Genomic DNA, 20,094 nt, shown 5'->3' with positions numbered 1-20,094 from the left:
GCCCCTGTGAGGACCGTCTCGCACCCGGCCGACCCCCGCGGGGGTTGGCTATCGTCGTCGCATGCTGCGGATCGCTCGACGCACCGTCGTCGCGGTCCTGACCGTGGTGGTGTTCCTGGCGCTGGTCGGCCTGCCGTTGTTCGTGTTCCCCGCCGTCGCCGACGACCCGAAGCGCGTCGACGTGATCATGGTCCTCGGCGGTCGCCAGGACGGCCGGGAGGAGTACGCCATCTCCCTCGCCGACCAGGGGCTCGCGAGGACGGTCCTGGTGTCGGACCCCTACACCCGCCCCGACACCTACATGGAGGCCATCTGCGACACCCCGCACCGCGTTCGGGTCGTCTGCTTCGACCCCCAGCCGCGCACGACGCGCGGCGAGGCACGGTTTTTGCGGGACGAGGCACAGCGCAACGGCTGGCGCTCGGCGATGGTGGTGACGTTCAGCCCGCACGTCACCCGATCCGACTTCATCATCGGCCGGTGCTTCCCAGGGGATCTCGTGATGGTCGACTACCGCGAGCGACTGCCGCTCACCTACTGGGCGTGGATGTACGTCTACCAGACCGCCGGTTTCGTCCGGGCGGCGTTCCAGTCGGGCTGCTGACGTCACTTGCATCGCGGCACATCGACGGACACGGTCGGGGTGTCGACGAGCGGCTGCACCGGCACGATCGGAGCACCCTTCGCCGACGTCGGCTCGATCACCGTGAACACGACGGTCGCAGTCGCACCGGGCTTCACCCGCGCCTGCGCGGTGGCGTGCATGTGCCCGAGTTCCGTTCCGCTGCCGTACAACGTGGGTTGACCGTCGACGGTGACGCTCTTGAGCACCGACCCGTTCGTCGCGTTCAGCGTGATGTTCGCGTAGTTCGTGCCGGGCGTGATCCGCTTGTCCGGGTTGCCGAGCCCGCCGATCACGTATGCCGGCAACGACAGGTCCTTCACCGTGTTGATCAGCTTCACGGTCACCGTCGACTCTCGGGTGTTGCCGGTGCAGGTCGACGAGCGGTAGGCGATGTCGCGCTTGAGGTAGTAGTCGATCTTGTTGCCGGCCAGGTTGCCGATGGCCACCTCGGCGTACGGCGCGCTGGTCTCGATCACGTTGTGCGCCAGGCCCGACTTCTCCAGCAGCGCCTGCTCGTTCGCGCGGGTGCTGTAGACCATCAGCCGACGCTCGTGCACAGCGCGGCCCAGCGCCTCGAGGACCGCGCCGGTGTTGCCGCGGGCGGCGCTCACCGACGTGATCGCCTTCGCAGCGATCTCCTGCAGGTACGCCTTGCGAGCGGGGTTGTCGCCGCCGAAACGCTGGTACGACGTGGACAAGGTGACCGGCACGACGGTGTCGGCGGTGATCTGCTCGCCGTCGTCGAGCCGGATCGGCCCGGTGGCCTTGAGCAGGTAGCTCAGCGCGATCGGGTCGGTGGCCAGCGCGCCGTCGAGCCGCTCGCCGGACTGCTGCTGCCACATCGACATCCAGATCTGCGCCGCGTACGGGAAGTGCGCACTGGCGTTGCTGTTGCGGGAGTCCGTGTAGGGGCGGCTGATGCCGTAGTTCAGCGTGAAGTCGTCGCCCAGGTTGATCGGTCGCGCCGGTGCCCGCAGCGTCGTGTTCGCACCGAGGTTGTCGACGTCGACCCGGCCGTTGCGAGCACTGACCACGCCGTAGGCGCCGAGAAGTCCACCGGTGGCGCGCGATTCGGCGGGTGTCTGGAACGCGAAGAAGTAGCGGCGGGTCTCGGTGGCGCCCAGCATCGGCGGGAGGAGCTGCGCGGCGGTGTCGGTGCCGCGGATGAAGCGGCTGGTCTTCTGCGTCTGCGACGCGAGTTGTGTTCGGGCGTCGGACACCTGGCCGAGCCACGACCCGTCGATCGACTGGGCGCGGGCGTCGATGCGTTCGGCGGCGTCGGCGATCTGACCCAGCTGCTGCTGGTTCTGGGCGAGCAGCGTCGTGTCGATGCCCTTGTCGCCGCTGCGCAACCGGCTCGGGTCGAGGGTGGTCGCGAGGGTGGCGATCGGCTTGAGCACCTGTGTCGACAGGTCGGAGACGACGTCGGAGATGTCGCTGACCGACTTCAGCGGTGAGCCGAGACCAGGGATGGCCGCGGCCACCGACCACACCGGGTCGTGGGTCTTGGAGTGCGCGCTCGACGCTGCCGACTCCGCGGCCGCGGCGGCCTGCTGCGCCTTCGCGACGTCGCCGTCCAGCACGACGGTACGGGCGGCGGACGCCTGCGTGCGTGCGGTCTCGAGGTCGCTCTTGGCCGACACGGCCCGGTATGCGATCCACGCCAGCGCCAGGATGACGATCAACAGCACGACGGCCACCACGATGAGGACGGTGCGCCGGCGCCGCCGCGGTCGTCGCGTCGTGGTGGTCTGGGCGGTCATCGCTCCCCCTGGTCTCGGTCGGTCCCGTGGCTGTCGGCGTGTGTGGTGGTGACGTCGGCGAGCATCTCACCGATCGCGCGCATCGTCGCGGGCTCGCCGAGATCGGCGTGGGTGGCGTCGACGTCGAGGACGGTCACCGCGCCGCGCAGAGCGGGCCGCCAGCGGTCGACGGCGGCGTCGTCGGTGTCGGCCGCGACGACGAGCACCGTCCGGCCAATCTGGGTGGTCTCGGGTGCGAACTCCCCGGCCGATCGGATGAGGTCCTCGACGCGCCACAGATAGCGGTCGAAGCGGCGGGGGTCGGCGGCGCGCAGCGCGTCGGCCGTCGCGGGGTCGATCGCGGCGACGTCCTCACCGGCCGAGGTCACGTCGACGCCGACCCGCGCGTCGAGGAGGACCAGCAGGTCGACGGTCTCGCCCGCCTCGACGGCCAGTCGGGCCATGGCGTGGGCGATCTGTCCGCCGACCGACCACCCGCCGAATCGGTACGGGCCGTGCGGTTGCCGCTCGCGGACCGCCGCGAGATGCGCGACGGCGAGGGCGTCGACGCTCGACGGCGCGGACGTGTCGCCGTCGAGGAGGTCGGGGATCTGCAGGCCGAACACCGTGCCCCCGACGGCCTCCGAGAGCGGAACATACGTCGACGCCAGTCCGCTCGCCGGGTGGACGAGCCACAGCGGAACGTCTGCACGCTCGGCGGGATCTACCGCACGCTCGGCGGGATCTACCGCACGCTCGGCGGGATCTACCGCACGCTCGGCGGCTGGCGGCCCGGGGTGGGGCGCGGTGAGGTCGACGACGTGGGCCAGCAGCGCCGCGATCTCGGCGGGGATGTCGTCGGTGCCGCCGGCGTCGATCACCGCGCTCAGCGTCCCGGGGGTCGGGTGCGACACCACTGCCGCCAACCCGACGTCGGCGCCGAACCGCTCTCGAAGGACCGTGACCAGCGGGATCAGCTGCAACGACGTGCCGCCGACGGCGAAGAAATCGTCGTCGACGCCGATGGAGGCGTCCTCGAGCACCGCGCGGTACGCCGCGACGACTGCCTCCTCGGTCGCGGTCCGCGGGGCGTTTCCGGTCCCACCCCACTCGGGCGCCGGCAGCGCGACGGCGTCGAGCTTCCCGACCGGCGTCACCGGGAGGTCGTCGACGACGATCACCTGCGCGGGCACCAGGTGGGACGGCAGCAGCGCGGCCATCGACGCGCGGATCTCGCCGCCCGTCCGATCGGCGACGGCGTACGTGATCAGCGTGTCCCCCGCCGGCCCGGCGACGACCACCGTCGCCGACTGCGCCGCCCCGGCGGCCCGCACCGCAGCGTCGACCTCACCGAGTTCCACACGAACACCACGGATCTGGACTTGCTGGTCGGCGCGGCCGACGAACGCCAGACCCGCCGCGGTACGTCGCACGAGGTCGCCGGTGCGGTACATCCGGGCGCCGTCGTCGGTGGCGACGAACCGCGACGCCGTCAGCGCGGCGTCGACGTAGCCCTGCGCCAGCGCGGGTCCGAGGAGGTACAGCTCGCCGATGCAGCCGTCGGGGACGGGTCGCAGGCGTCGGTCGAGCACGGCGATCCCGATGCTGTCGGCCTGTGTCCCCACCATCGGCCCCGGGACGGGTCGCTCGTAGAACCACGCCCAGCAGACCATGATCGTCGACTCGGTCGGGCCATACACGGTCGCGACCGCCCGCCCCTGCGACCACCGTCGGACGAGGTCGACCGGTACCGCCTCACCCCCGACCTCGACCTGACGAAGCGATGGCAGCACGGCAGGATCGAGCGTCGCCAGCACCGTCGGCGACGTGAACAGCGTTGTCGCACCCAGCCGGGCCAGCTCGGCGGTCCCAGCCTCCCCGCCGACGCGGTCGGGCGCGATCACCGACAACCGCGCGCCCGAGCCGGCTGCACGGACCAGTTCCATCACCGAGGCGTCGAAGCTCGGCGACGCATGGTGGGCGACGCGGTCGTCGGAGGTCAGCCGCGACTCGACGGGGTCGGCGAACAGCGACAGCCCGCGATGCGTGACGACGACGGCATTGGGTGTCCCCGTGCTGCCCGAGGTGAAGATGACGTAGGCGGCGGCGTCGATGTGCGGAGCGGCCCAGCCGATCTCGACGTCTGCGTCGTCGACGTCCACACCGACGGCGACGACACCGTCGGGGGCCGGTCCGTCGACCACGGCGACCGTGACGCCGGCGATCGCGGTCATGCGCGCCATACGGTCGGTCGGGAACAGCGGGTCGACGGGGACCATCACCGCACCGATACGCGTGATCGCCCAGGTGGCGACGACCGACGCCACCGACCGCGGCAGCATCATCGCGACCCGGTCGCCGGGCCGCACCCCCGTGTCGACGAGTCGCGCCGCCACCCCAGCAGAGCGCCGATCGAGGTCGGAGTAGGTCAGCTGCACCACGCCGTCGTCGACGGCGATGTCGTCGGGGAACGACGACGCCGCGCGGGCGAACACACCCGGCAGGGTGACCTCCGACCGCTGCATCAACACCGACCGGTCGACGGCGTCACGGGCGACCTCGGCGGCGCTGCGTAGGTCGACTGCGTCGAGCGGTGAGCCGGCAGGCAGCGTGACGAGGGCGGTCACCGCGCGCAGCCAGCGCTCGCCGAACGCCTCCGCGGTGGCGCGGTCGAACAAGGCGGTGGCGTAGGTGACGATCGCCGACCCGTCGGGAGCGATGGTGAACTGCAGGTCGAACTCAGAGGGTGCGGAGGCCGCGTCGACGTCGGCCGCACCGATCGGCAACGCGGGCAGCACATCCGGCGCGAGAGACAGCAGCACCTGCACCAGCGGGTGCCGCCCCGGATCGCGGGGAGGCCGCATCGCGGCGACCACCTCGTCGAATCCGACGAGCGTCGACGCGATCGCCGGGGTGTCGGCGTCGCGGACGTCCCGCAGCAGATCGTCGACGGTGCCGGACCGACGGACACGCGTGCGCAGGACGACCGTGGACACGAACATCCCGACCACACCGGCGATCTCGGGCTGCGACCGCACCGAGACCGGCGAGCCGACGGCGACGTCGTCGGTCCCGACGGCCGCCGCGAGGGTGAGGGCCAGTGCCGCGTGCCACAGGTGGAACGCGGTGACCCCGGCGAGCCGCGCCCGGGCATCGATCGCGTCCGCGACAGCCGGGTCCAGGGCGACGCGCACCGCGGCGGTCTGCAGCGACCGGTCCCCGGTGCGTGGCCGGTCGGTCGGGATGTCGAGCACACCCGACCACCCGTCGAGCGCGGCCACCACCCGCGCCCGCTCCGCGGCCCGGACCGCCACGGGGATGGACTGTTCCGCCAGCGACCACTGGCGGTAGGTGACGTCGAGCGGTGTGAGCCATCGTCCGGCGAGCGCATGGGTGAGGTCGGCGACGAGGAGTCCCGCCGACTGCCCGTCGAGCGACAGGTGGTGCGCGACGAGGACCAGCAGCCGCTCGTCGCCGGCCACCACGACGGCCACCCGCACCGGGGGTTCCGCGGTGACGTCGAACGGGGCCGCGAGGTGCCCGAGCAGCGCGGCGGGCGGGTCGGCGATCGCGTCCTGCCACGACCGACCCCTCAGGTTGACGGTGAGCACCTCCGGCCGGAACGACGGCAGCACCACCTGACACGGCTGACCGTCGACGATCGGGTACACCGTCCGCAGCGGCTCGTGCCGGTCCACCACGGCGTGCACGGCGGCGGCGATCGCGTCGTCGGAGACACCGGCCGGTACGGGCACGACGACCGGCACCGCGTAGACCGCCGTGGCGGACTGCTCGCGGAGCAGCCTGTCGGCGAACCAGATCCGCCGCTGCGCGGTGGTCATCGGGACCGGTGTCGACGGGCGCACCGCTGCGGCGACGACGACGCGCGCGAGCGCAGCCGCCACCGGGTCCCCCGCGGTCTCCGGCGTCCCGGCCAGTGCCGCGGCCAGACCCGACGCCGTGGGGTGCGCGAACACCTCCGACACCGGGACACGACGGCCGGTCCGGCGTGCGAGCGCGGCGACCACCTGCGTCGTCGACAGCGACGTACCGCCGAGGCCGAAGAAGTCGTCGTCGGGTCCGACCGTCGCGACGTCGAGCACCTCGGCGAACACCGCCCGGACGACGGACACGTCGACGGTGTCCTCGTCGGCCCTCTCGACCACGACCGGACTCGACGGCTGCACCGCGGACAGGCCGTCATCGATCGCGGGGAACGGCGCATCCGGCGCCTGCGCAACGGCGGCGAGGAGCCCGACCAGGTGGTCGGCGAGCGCCTGCGCCGTCGACGACGGCACCGGGGCCGCGTGCAGGACGATCAGTTGCAGCCCGCCCGACGGCTGCGGGGCCAGGATCACCTCGAGGTCGAACTTCGCCGCCACCAGGGTGTCCACGTCACCGACCGGCTCGATCCGGCTGTCCCCGAGCGTGATCCCCTGCTCGATGAGCGCCGGGTCCAGCACGGCCAGCGCCTCCTGCTGGACGACGAGCACCGAGACGAGTGGGTCGTGGCTGCCGCGGTGGTCGGGACGCACAGCGCGGGCGACGGCGTCGTAGGGCACACCGTCGTGGGATGTCGCGGTGAGGTCGGCGTCGCGGACAGCGGTGATCGCCTCCCGCACCGCCAGCCCAGCCTCGAGGGCTGTGCGCAGCACGACGGTGTTGACGAACATCCCGACGACGGGCTCCATCGCAGGATCGGCCCGCCCGAGGACCGGGGCGCCGACCACCACGTCGGCGCTGTGGTTCCACGCCGCGAGAACCGTTGCGACCGCGGTGTGCACGACGTGGAAGACGGACGCACCCACCTCCTGGGCAACGGCGGTGACCTGCGCGGTGAGGGCGTCGGGCAGCTCGACCACCACCCGTCCACCGGGACCGTTGCGGGCGTCGTCGTGGCCGGGCAGTCGGAGCGGCTCTCCGATGCCGGCGAGATTCTGATGCCAGAACCGCAGCTGCCGGCCGTATTCCGAGTCGGGATCGTCGGGATCGCCGAGGCGCCCGAGCTGCCAGCGGGTGACGTCGATGTACGTCAGTTCCGGCGACGGGAGATCGTCGTCGGTGGTGTACGCGATCACCAGGTCGCCCAGCAGCGTCCGCAGGGAGAAGCCGTCGACCGCGACGTGGTGCATGACGACCACCAAAAACCACGCCTCCGCGTCCTCGACGACGGCCGCCCGGAACGCCGTCTCCGACGTGAGATCGACCGGCGCTGTGACGAACTGGGCAACGCTGTCGAGTCCGCCCTGCAGCATCACCGGGAGTTCGACGGACTCGGGTGGGAGCACCACCTGACGGGGCCCGTCGGCGGTGTCGGGGAAGACGGTACGCAGGCTCTGGTGTCGCATCGCGACGCGTCGCACCGCGCGCCGGATCCGCTCGACGTCCGCCGATCCGACGATCCGCGCGACGACCGGCACGGTGTAGGCGGTCGACGTCGGCTCCAGCCGGTTGAGGAACCACATGCGTCGCTGCGGGTAGGCCAGCGGGGTGCTCGCGGGTGTCGGCAGGTGGACGGGCCGCACGCCGCGGGCGTCGAGGGCCGGCATCGCGTCCAACTCGGCGGCGAGGTCGGCGACAGTCCGCGCGTCGAAGATCTGTCGCACGGTGACATCGCGGCCGGTGGCCTCCCGCAGCCGGCCGACCACCCGCGTCGCCGAGAACGACGACCCACCGACGGCGAAGAAATCCGTTCCGGTGTCGATGCTCTCGGGGTCGACTCCGATCACGTCGGCCCACACCGCGACGATCGCGAGTTCGGTGGGCGTGCGCGCCGGGCGGCCGCGTGGCACCGATGGCATGGGCAGCGCACGTCGATCGATCTTGCCGTTGGCGGTGAGTGGTAACTCGTCGAGGACGGTGATGAGTGCCGGGACCATCCCGCGCGGCAGCGTCTCCCGCAGGGATCGACGGATCTCGTCGACGTCCATCGAGGCGCCCGTGTCGAGGACAACCCAGGCGGCGAGCACCTCCGCTCCCGCCGGGGTGCGGACGAGGTCGGCCAGCGCGTCGCGGACGCCGTCGATCGAGGTGAGTGCGGCATCGATCTCGCCTGGTTCCACGCGGAGTCCGCGCACAGCGAGTTGAGAGTCGCTGCGCCCGTGGGTGACCAGTGCGCCATCGGCACGGCGGTGGACCAGGTCGCCGGTGCGATACATGCGGGTGCCGGGTGTGGCGGGGTCGGCGACGAACCGCTCGGCGGTGAGGTCGGGACGTCCGAGGTACCCCCGTGCCAGGGACGCTCCCCGGATGTACAGCTCACCGACGGTGTGATCGGCCACAGGACGGAGACGACTGTCGAGGACGACCGCCTCCGACCCCGCCACGGCGTGACCGACGTCGACGGGCCCGTCGTCCATGTCGAGATCGGTGGTGACGACGACGGTGGTCTCCGTGGGCCCGTAGAGGTTCACGAGCTGCCGGCCTGGCGACCACTGGGCGGCGAGGCGCCGGGGTACGGCTTCACCGCCGACACCCATCAGTCGAACCGCCCGCATCCGGGCGGGGTCCAGGGTGCTCAGCACGGCAGGTGTCGAGAACATCGTGTTCACGCCGGCCGCGTCGATGAGCTCATGCATCGCGTCGCCACCGATGACGTCCGGCGGACACACGATGACACGGCCGCCCGACGAGAAGCCCAGCATCAATTCGATGATGTGGGCATCGAACGACGGTGCGTAGTTGTGCAACAGCACCGTCTCCGGGTTGAGCGGGAGTCCCGCCAGCATGCTCGACACCATCGGCGCCACGCCGCGGTGCGTGACCGCCACACCTTTCGGCGCCCCCGTCGAGCCCGAGGTGAACACGACATAGGCCAGGTCGTCGAGACCGAGCGACGCGGGGCCACGCGCAGACGGCGCGCTCTCGGGGACCTCCTCGAGCGGCACGACGATTGCCGCGCCGAGTGCGTCGGCGACGTCGTCGACGGGGTACCCGGGCGCAGTGAGCACGACGGTGGGCGTGGCGGCCGACAGGATTCGGGTGCGACGCAGAGGCGGGTCGGCGGGGTTGATCGCCAGGAACGCCGCCCCCGCGTAGCTGATGCCCCAGGTGGCAGCCACCGACCATGCCGACCGCGGTGCGTGCGTGGCCACCACGTCCCCCCGGCCGACGCCGCGTACCCGCAACGCGGCCGCGATCGCGCGAGCCCACGCGTCGAGCTGCGCGTAGGTGAACGCCCGGCCCCCGTCGACGAGCGCCACGTTGTCGGCATACCGCTCAGCTGCAGCCGACAGGATCCCCCCGACCGTGCCGGCCAGGCCGGCCCTGTCGGCCGTCCCCGTCACCCCCGTTCGTTGGGCAGCAGGAACCGTCTGTTGGGCAGCAGGAACCGTTCGTTGGGCAGTTGCGTCGACGAGAACGTCCCCGACGACCACGCCCGGCTCCGACAGCGCCGCCGACAGGACGCGCACGACGTCGTCGACGAGACCCTGCGTGACGGACTCCTCGACGGTCGAGGGCCGGTAGACCAGCGCGATGCGCAGTCCGGCCTCGACGACCGCGACGGAGAAGTCGAGTCCGAAGACAGTCCGCAACAGCCCCGACCGCGCGAGCGTCTCGACGTCGGTGGCCAGGGCCAGGCTGCCGTCCCGATCGGTCATCAGGTCCGACAGCACGATCGCGGTCAGCGCGCGCCCGGCGGTGGTGCGGTCGGGGTCGGCGATGGCCGCGATGTCGGCGGCGGGAAGGTCGGCGTGCGCGAACGCATCGAGGTCGGCGGCGGTCACCGCCCCGACAACCTCCCGGAAGGGCCGGTCGATGTCGATCGCCGTGCGCAGCGGCACCGTCCGCGCGAACATGCCGACGGTATCCGCGACAGCGGCGTCAGCGCGCCCCGACGTCGCCGTCCCGATCACCACATCCGACGACGCGCTGCGTCGCGCGAGCACCGAGGCCAGCGCAGCGTGCACCGCGATGAACACCGTCGTCCGGTGATGGATCACCCAGTCCCGCAACGACTCGAGCTCACCGAGCACCGCGACGGCGATCGAGCTCGCCTCCTCCGACCGCTCGCCGACGCTCGACGCGACGCCCGGCAGCCGCAGCGGCTGGATCGGCTCGACGAACACCCCGGACCAGAAACGACGCAAGTCTTCCGCGCGGGCGGCGAGCATCGACCGGTACCACTGCGTGTACGACGCGAAATCGACCGAGTCCGAGGGGCCGTCCGTCGAACCACCTGCCAGCGCAGCGATCTCCCGCTCCAACACGGCGACCGAGTGCCCGTCGGCGGCGATGTGATGGATGACCGCGCCGACGACGAGCCCGTCCCCGGTGTCGGCGACGCGCACCCGCCACGGCGGCGCGGCGGCGAGGTCGAACGGCGCCAGCACCTCGGCGACCACCTCGACCATGTCGTCGACGCGCCGTGGCTCGAGATCGATCACGACGTCGTCGAGGTCGACGAGCTCCTGACGCGGACCCAGATCGTCGACGGGATACCGCGTCCGCAACGCGTCGTGCCGGGAGACGAACCCGCGAACCCGCTCGACCAGCTCTGCGCGCGACCCCTCGTCGAGCAGCAACTCCGCCACCGACGGATCCAGCGGCACCGCCCCCACAAGGTGGTGCCCCGTGTCGTCGGGGTGGAGCGTCCACTGCAGCCAGATCTCCTCCTGCTGCGGCGTCAACGGCAGGCGATCGGGCCGGGGCATGGGCACCGGGCCGGGGGCCGGCACCACCCCGACGTCGTGCGACGCGTCGACGAGTCCGGCCAGCGCCGCGATCGTCGGGTGCTCGAACACCGACCGCACGCTGATGGAGGTGCCCGCCACCTCCGACAGCGCGGCGGCGAGCCGGGCTGCGGTCAACGACGACCCGCCGAGCGCGAAGAAGCTCGAATCATGCCCCAGCACTGCGAGATCAGTACCGGTCAGATCGGCGACGACGCCCGCGACCACCTCTTCCTGCGGGGTCAGCGGCCGATCCGACGCGCCCGTCGACTCGGCGACACGCAGCAACGCAGCCGCGTCGACCTTGCCGGTCGGCGTGAGCGGCCACTCCCCGATCGCCACCACTGTCGCCGGGACCGACTGCGCCGGCAGGGAACCGGCGACCGCGGCTCGCACCGCATCGACCTCGACGTCCCCGACGACGAACCCCAGCAGCGTCTCGTCACCTGGCCGCGGTCCGGGGCGCACCAGCGCCCGCGCGTCGTCGACACCGTCCGCGGCCCGCAGCGCGGAGGCCACCTCACCGAGCTCCACACGGAACCCACGGATCTGTACCTGGTCGTCGGTGCGGCCGAGGTACTCGAGGCGGCCGGCGTCGATCCGCCGCACGTGATCACCCGTCCGGTACATCCGGTGCCCGTCGGGCGCCGCGACGAAACGCTCGGCCGTCCGGCCGGGATCCCCCAGATACCCCGAGGCCACCTGCGGTCCGACGACATACAGCTCGCCACGCCCGCCGACGGGCACAGGTCGCAGCCGCGCATCCAGCACCCGCACCGACATTCCCGCCAGCGGGGCACCGATCACAGACCGCACGTCGTCGACGTCGACCGTCTGCTGCGTGAGATGCACTGTCGTCTCGGTGATCCCGTACAGGTTCAGGAATGCGATGTCCGGGTGACGCGACGCCCACGGCGCCAGCGTCGGCGGCGCGAGCGCCTCACCACCGAACACCACCCACCGCAGCGACGGGAGCGGCGCACCCCGGTCGACCACCCCCGCGAACGCCGTCGGCGTCTGACTCAGCACGGTGACACCACGCTCGACGATCAGGTCCGACAGCACCGTCGGATCCCGCGCGGTCTCTCCGTCCACGACGACCAGCGACCCGCCGCTGACCAGCGCGCCCCACGTCTCCCACACCGAGAAGTCGAACGCCGGCGAGTGGCTCCACGTCCACACGTCCGACGGGCCCACGTCGACGAGCGGCAGCGTCGCCGACAGCATCGACGACAGTGCCGCCCGCGGCACCACCACACCCTTCGGCATCCCCGTTGAGCCCGAGGTGAAGATGACGTACGCGGGCGCAGCGTCCGGGACTGCCTGTCGCTCGGCCGGTGTCGCACCCATCGCGACGAAAGATGTCACCTGACAGCCGAAAACATCTCCTTCGGGATCGCGCCGGATCTCGATCGGCACCGCCGGCCAGACGGCGTCCTGAATCTGCGCTTGCCGCTCGGCCGGGTACGACGGGTCGACGGGGACGAACGTCGCCCCGACCTCGTGCACGGCGATCATCACCGCGACCAGCGCGGCCGAGCGCTCGCCGGTGACCACCACCCGACTGCCCGCGCCGACGCCGGCGTCAGTGAACGACGCGACGAACTGGTCGACCACCGCGGCGAGTTCGCAGTACTCAACCCGCCGATCACCGTCGACGACAGCCACAGCACTGGGAGCGGCCGCAACCCGCTCGCGGAACGCAACCACCGGGTCGATCACCGACCCCACCGCCGGTCCGACAAGCGTCGCGTCGTCGGGAGCACGAACCAACTCACCGAGCACCGCGTCCGGACCACCGACAGCGATGGCCTCCAGCACCTCGACGACCCGGTCCAAAATCACCTCAGCGGCACCGACGTCGACACTCGACGTCCCGACGGTCAGCACGAGGGCCAGCCCCTCGGACCCGGAGTCGGTGACCGTGAACTCCAGCGGGACCCGTGCATGCGGCACCCGCAGCGGAGTCACCGACCGGACCGGTCCGTCGAGGGCGAGCGACGCATCGACGACGTTCTCCGCGTACGCGACGAGCACGTCGAGGTAGGGCTGACGGCCTGCGCCGTGCGACGGCACGAGTGCCGTCACGAGGTCCTCGTAGTCGATCGCGGTCGGCCCCGTCGCATCGGCGAGCGTCGCGGCACTGGCCGCCAACGCCTCCCGCACCGACAACCCGTCGTCGACCAGGGTGCGCAGCACTGCCATCCGCACGGTCATGCCGACGGTGGCGAGGTCGGCTGCGGTGTCGCGGCCGGCAGTGGGTACCCCGACGACGACGTCGGAGTCACCGACGATCCCCGACAGCACCTGCGCCAGCACGACATGCACCAGGTGGAACGGCGTTGCGCCGCAGGATTCCGCGATCTCGACGAGCTGGTCACGCACACCCGCATCGACATTCGCGTCGAGGTGTGCCGCCTGCTCGGGCCCCGGCGCGGCGGCATGCGCGGGCCCCGGCAACGACAGCTGAGTCGGTGCGCCGTCGAGCACCGTCCGCCAGTGGTCGAGCACCTCCGGCGAGGCCGACCCACGAATCGCAGCCCGATCGGCGAAACCGCTGTACGGCTCGACGGGATCGGCCCACACCGGCTCCCGATCGTCGAGACGGGCGCCCAGAGCGGTCAGCACGTCCCGGCCGAGGACCTGCACCGACCACCCGTCGGCGACGACGTGGTGCGCGACGATCACCAGCACCCGTGCGGTGACCGCGCCGTCGGTGACGATGTCCCACAGTCGCATCCGCCACCCCGGCGCCGCGGCGAGGTCGAACGGGGTTCGGATCGCATCGTCGACGGCTGTGTCGGTCAGGTCGGCGTCGATCGTCTCGAGTCCCGCGATCGCGACGTCGACGCGCGCGGCCGCGTCGCCGGGCGCCAGCACCCGCGCGAGCGGCCTGCCGTCGTGGTCGAGCAGGACCGTCCGCAGGATCTCATGCCGTGCCGTGAGATCGGCCGCAGCGGCACGGATGACGTCGATACCGACCTGTGGGTCGAGATCGACGCGGAGCGGCAGGTGGTAGACGGTCGACTCGGGGTCGACACGGTGGAGGAACCACAACGCGCGCTGCTGCGGTGACGGCTCGTAGTCGCGGGGCGCGCTCCCGGCGATGTCGACGACCACGAGCGGCGCCGAGGCGACGGTCGCTGCGAGTGCGGCGACGGTCGAAGCGGTGACCAGGTCGCGGACCGCCGGCTGTCGACCGGTTGCCCGCGACAGACCCACCGCGATGTGCATGTACGACAACGACTGTGCACCGAGATCCAGCAGGGACGCCGACGGGTCGATGGCCGCAGGATCGAGCCCGAGCACCTCCCCGACGACGGCCCGCACGGCGGCGAGAAGCGTCGACTCGTCGTCGTCCAGTGGAACCGGCGACCCGGACGTCGGCGCCGGGAGCGCCGCGCGGTCGATCTTGCCCGAGGACGTCAGCGGCCACCCGTCGACGAGGACGACATGTCCGGGTACCGCATACGTCGGAAGGCGTTCGGCCACAGCGGTTCGGGTCTCGTCCGGCGTCACACCGTCGGCGACGACATGCGCGACGAGTACTCCCCCGTCGAGGCGATCGGTGTCCCGCACGGACGCGACCGCACCGGTGACGCCCGGGACGGATCGCAGTGCGGCCTCAACCTCGGCGAGCTCGACGCGGAAGCCGCGGAGCTGCACCTGGTCGTCGGATCGTCCGAGGTACTCGACCTTCCCGTCGTGTGTCCGACGCACGACGTCGCCGGTGCGGTACATCCGCGTCCCTCCGGGCGCGGCGACGAATCGCTCCGCAGTCCGTGCCGCCGGCCCGACGTAGCCCTCGGCGAGCTGGGCGCCGGTGATGTACAGCTCGCCCCATACGCCGACGGGCACCGGCGTCATTGTCGCGTCGAGGATCGCGATCGACATGGCGGGCAACGGTTCCCCGATGAGCGACCGTGCATCGTCGACGTCCACGGGCGCCGACGTCACGTGCACCGCACCCTCGGTGATGCCCCACATGTTGGTCAGTGCGGTCCCGGCGGCTAAGTCGCGGACCCGCGCCGGATACAGCGCGGCACCACCGAACACGACCTCCCGGAGCGCCCCGGTGTCACGACCTCGGGCGTACGCGGCGAGCACATCGAACGCCGATGGCGTCTGAGAGAGCACCGTCACGCCGGTGTCGACCAGCAACTGCCACAGTGCCGCCGGATCCCGTGCGGTCTCGGTGTCGGCGAGGACCACGGACCCGCCGACGCGCCAGGGAGCGAGGATCTCGAACACGGAGAAGTCGAACGACAGGGAGTGGACGCAGCTGAACACGTCCGTCGGCGAGTAGTTCTCGGCGATGCCGTCGAGCATGGCGACGACGGCGCGGTGGCTCACCGACACGCCCTTGGGCCGCCCCGTCGACCCGGAGGTGAAGATGACGTACGCCTCGGCGGCGGCCGTCACCGATCTGGGCTGCCAGTCGGGGTCGGCGTCGAGGTCCTCGAGCGCGACCAGCCGATGACCATCGACCGCGACATCGCCCAGCACCACCGACGGCGCGGCGTCGTCGAGGATCGCGGCGATCCGTGCGGGCGGGAGGGTGATGTCGACGGGAACGTAGGCGGCACCGGTCATCTGGACGCCGAGCTGGGCGAGGACAGCGCGGCCGCTGCGGGGAAGGGCAATCGCGACCCGGTCCCCCGGCCCCACGCCGAGCGCAGCCAATCCCGACCCGATGATCCGCCCCGCCGCGACCACGTCGCCGTAGCGGTACCGCACCTCACCGTCGACGAGGGCCACCGCGTCCAGAACCGAGGCCGCGGTCTCCGTCACCACGTCGACGATCGTGCGGTCCGACGCCGAAGCCACCCACGGGTCCGCAGGGACGCCCGGGACCAGCTCCTGCAGAGTCGCACCGGGATTCGTCGCGGCCACCGAGAACGCGTGGCCGGTGGCATCGGCCATGGCCGCCGCGGTCGGCTCGTCGAGGACGGTGGTGTCGTAGGTGAGGGTGATGCGCAGACCGTCGGTGAGCCGGTCGAGGTTCCACTGCAGCGGTACGCGCGGATCGCTCGGCGGCTCTTCGTGGAGTTCGACGTCGAGACCGAACCGCGCTGCGGCAGCGGACAGACGGTCGACGCCGCGGTAGCTGATGAGAACGTCCGACAGCGGCGCGGTGGTGGGTGCGCGGTGCGGCTCGACGGCCCGCGCGACGTCGGCGATCGGGATGTCGCCGTGCAGTCGCGCGTCGCGCACAGCGTCGGCGACCTGGGTCGTCAGGGCCCGGAACGTCACCCCGGGCCGCAATGCGGTCCGCACCGCGACCGGGTTCACGTACATACCGGCGGCAGGGCGTGCGGGCAGGAGGTCTCGGCCGGAGTGGACCGTCGACAGGGTGAGGTCGAGGCTGCCGGTGAACCGCGCGATCACCGCCGCGAGCACGGCGTGCGCGGCGGAGTAGGTGTCGTCGCCCAGGGACTCAGCGGCAACGACGATTGCCACCTGGCCCACCCCTGCCGCGACAGGTCCCGTCGGACTCGGCAACCGCGGTCGCGCCGGCAGGTCCGCGAGCGTTGTTGTCCACCAGTCTCGTTGCTGCGCATACCGCGAGGCTGAGTCAGACGGGTCGCCGAGCGCGGTGGCCAGCATCGCGGTGGCGTCCGCGTACTGGAGCGGGTCCTCGGCCCACACCGGGTCGGTGCCGTCTCGCCGCGCGCCGTAGGCGATGCCGAGGTCCGTGGCGAGCGCGTCGAGGGACGCGTCGTCGATGAGCGCGTGGTGTACCGCTACCGCCACGACGAGGTTGTCGCCGTGTTCGCGGATCGAAACCTGCATCGGCACCGACATCGTCGGATCGGTGACCGCATGGGCGTCGGGGAGAACCGCGTCGACGAGGACGGTCCCAAGCGCGTCGTTGACCGGCAGGACGTCCTGCCACAGACTGCCCGTCGAATCCACCCGCACGACGGTTCGCAGGATCTCGTGGCGCTCGACCACGTCCCCGACCGCCGCGCGGACCGCGCTCACGTCGGCGCCGGCACCGCGCAGGATCACGGAACCGACGAGCACCTCGGCAGTCGACTCCGGCGCCAGCCGCGCCGACACCACCATGGCCGTCTGCTGCGGTGACGCCGGCGGGTGGGCTGGACGCTCCGGCACCGCGAGCGGCATGGCCTCGTCGATGCGAGTCGCCAACTCGTGCAACGACACCGCGGTGAGCACGTCACGGACCGTCACCCGTGTTCGGGTCCGTCGGGACAGGGCGGTCGCGATCTCGGTGGCGTTCAGCGAGGTGGCACCGAGGTCGACGATGTCGGCGGCCATGGACGGTGTCGTGACCCCGAGGACGTCGGAGACCACTGCGGCGATGTCGCGCTCGGCGGCCGTGGCCGGCGCGCGGTACGGCGCCTCGGCGTCGAGCGGGGTGAGATGCGGCAACGCCTCCCGGTCGACCTTGCCCGTGGCGGTGACGGGGATGGCGTCGACGGCGAGGATCTGCGACGGCCACATCGACGGCGAGAGTCGCTCCGCGAACAGGCGGCGCAGGCCCGCGCGGACGGTCGTCGGCGATCGCGTGACGACGTAGAGGACCAGCGCGTCGTCGACGACGGTCGCGACGGCCGCGTCGACGCCGTCGTGCAGGGTGGCGGCGGATTCGACCTCGGCGAGTTCGACTCGCACGCCGCGGATCTGGACCTGGTTGTCGGCGCGGCCGAGGTAGGTCAGTGCGGTGAGGTCGTGGTCCCAGGCGACGAGGTCGCCGGTGCGGTACATCCGGGCGCCCGGGAGGAACGGGTCGGCGACGAACCGGGTGGCGGTCTGCGGGGTGTCGGCGAGGTAGCCGAGGGCGAGCGACGGTCCGGCGACGTACAGCTCACCGGGCGCTCCGGGCGGTACCGACTGAAGGCGTGCGTCGAGCACGTGCACGCTGGTCCCGACGATGGGTCGCCCGATGACCGGATCCACCGTGCCGTCGGCGTCGGGGGTGAGGCGTGCGGCGGTCGCCATGATCGTGGTCTCGGCGGGGCCGTAGAGGTTGTGCAGGTCGCGACCTCTCGCCCACATCGCGGCCAGCCCCGCAGGGAGCGCTTCGCCGGCCGTCATGAGTGTGGTGAGAATGCCGGGCTCGAGGTCGTCGGGGGCGATCGTCGCGAGCACCGTGGGGGTGATGACGGCGTGAGTGATGCGGTGGCTGTTGAGGAATTCGGCGAGTGCCGCCCCCACCAGCGTTCCCGGTGGTGCCGGTATGAGCGTTCCGCGAAGCGCAGCAGCGAGGACGTGCTCGAAGATGGTCGCGTCGAACGACGGTGCCGCCAGCTGCGCGACACGAACCGGCCCCTCTGTCGCGAAACGAGTGCGCAGTTCCTCGACCATCGCGCCGATCCCCCGCCGCGGGACGACGACCCCCTTCGGCTCGCCCGTGGTGCCGGAGGTGAAGACCAGGTACTCGGGTACGTCGGGATGATCGACGCCCCCCGCCGACGGCAGCGCCGCCTGCTCGACGAGGTCGAGGATGCGGCGCCGACGCGCGGACGGCAGGTCGGGGTCGACGATCAGCAGCGGCTCGGGCCGTCGCGCCGCCGTCCAGATCCCGCGGGTCTGCGCGTCCCCGCGACCCTGCTCGACGGTGACCACCCCCCCGATGACCGAGTCGGCCACGTCCTCCGGTTCCGCTTCCGGCGCCACCTCCGCGAGCGACGAGACCGCTGGCGCCGGCGGCCCAGCAACGGTTGCAACCGAATCCCGTTCGGCCTCATCGAGCAGGGGTACGTCCACTGCGAGCGTGTCGGGCGCGTCGAGCAGCGCATAGGCCACTTCGTCGAGCACGCGAAGGAAACGAGCGTGGTGGGTGCGCGCCTCGGCCTCGGTGTACCGGTTCGGGTTGGCGTCGAGGTCGATCTGGGTTTCGAGGGTGCCGTCGGCGCCGGCGCGGGGGTAGATGGTGAGGGAGATGTCGTCGATGGGGCCGGTGCTGACGATCTGCACGGTGCCGGTGGCGTCGCCGAAGCGGACCGTGGGCTTGATGAGCATGAGGTTGAGGACGGGGCCGGCCACGCCGGGGGTGGCAGGAACAGGTGTCCCGGCGGCGGCGAGGTCGGCGCGGATGTCCTCGTAGCGATACCGCTGGTGGCGTAGGGCACCGAGCATCGACGACTGCGTGGCCCGCAGCGCCTCGCCGACGCTGGTCTCGTCGCTCAGTTGCGTCCGGATGGGAACGACGTTCGACACCGGCAGCGGCGTCTTCCGCAGCGCTGCAACGGTCCGCGCGGCAACGGGTAGCGCGAACTGGACGTCGCGCTGCCCGGTCATCCGCGACAGGTAGACCGTCAGCGCCATCCCGATGATCGCCGGCAGGGTCGTTAAGTGTTGTTCTTCGACACGACGAAGTGCCTCCGACGTAGCCGGGGGCACGATTTCGCTGATGCGATGGGTGCGCGCCGAGATCGGCCCGGTGCGCCTGCTCAGGTACGGCGGGGGCGGCACCCCGGTGAGCTGCTCACGCCAGTACGCCCGATCGCGTTCTCGCCGCGGCGACGTCAGGTAGGCAGCGTCTGCCTCGAGCGCCGGCCCGAAATCCTCCGGCGGCGGATACGCCGGCGCCCGATTCTCGACTGCATCCGTGTAGAGACGACCCCATTCGTCGAGAAGCTGAAGCGCCGCCACGCCGTCGGCCACGAGGTGGTGCCCACGCATGTAGATGAGGTGCCGATCGTCGCCGACGCGCAGCAGCCCGAACAGCGCGGTCCGGTCTCCTGTTGGGTCGAGCGGCTGCGCAGCGTCCGCGAACATCCATTCCCGCGCTGCCGCGACTGGGTCGGCCTCACCACGGAAGTCGAGGGCGACGTTCGAATCATCCAGAGATGGGTCGTGCACCATCGCGACGCCGTCAGCGTTGGCCTCGAACCGGAGGAATAGAGTCGCCCGGCTAGCTACGTACGCCCGCCCCACGTGACTGAGGACGTCGGTATCGAGCGGACCAGTGAGTGAGAGGTGATAGGCGACGGTAACCGGCGCTTCTGGCAGTTCCGCGTGAAGACCCCACAGGGCTCGTTGGGCCTGGGTGAGCGCCTGTCGCCGCATCCCCGGCACGCTAGTA

At 71.7% G+C, this 20,094-nt stretch carries 3 protein-coding genes; 1 reads left to right on the top strand and 2 read right to left on the bottom strand.

All coding sequences use genetic code 11. The features are described 5' to 3' along the window. The first annotated feature begins 61 nt into the window (after positions 1–61). On the top strand, positions 62–604 hold the full coding sequence (locus LX12_RS15640; RefSeq protein WP_253655498.1) for a YdcF family protein: 543 nt from the start codon (positions 62–64) through the stop codon (positions 602–604). A 2-nt stretch (positions 605–606) separates the two neighbouring features. On the opposite strand, the gene LX12_RS15635 is transcribed toward LX12_RS15640, so the two are convergent. Both LX12_RS15635 and LX12_RS15630 read right to left on the bottom strand, forming a co-directional pair. Next, positions 607–2,388, bottom strand: coding sequence for a DUF4012 domain-containing protein (locus LX12_RS15635; RefSeq protein WP_253655497.1), 1,782 nt, complete (start codon positions 2,386–2,388; stop codon positions 607–609). Beyond that, positions 2,385–20,078 carry a non-ribosomal peptide synthetase gene (locus LX12_RS15630; protein ID WP_253655496.1) on the bottom strand — a complete coding sequence of 5,898 codons (17,694 nt, stop codon included), beginning with the start codon at positions 20,076–20,078 and terminating at the stop codon, positions 2,385–2,387. The genes LX12_RS15635 and LX12_RS15630 overlap by 4 nt, the downstream gene beginning before the upstream one ends. Positions 20,079–20,094 lie beyond the last annotated feature (16 nt).

Origin of the sequence: Williamsia serinedens (genome assembly GCF_024171725.1) — a bacterium.
GTDB lineage: Bacteria > Actinomycetota > Actinomycetes > Mycobacteriales > Mycobacteriaceae > Williamsia_A > Williamsia_A serinedens.
Note: the sequence above shows the minus strand (reverse complement) of the source record. Positions and strands in the feature narration are given on the sequence as shown.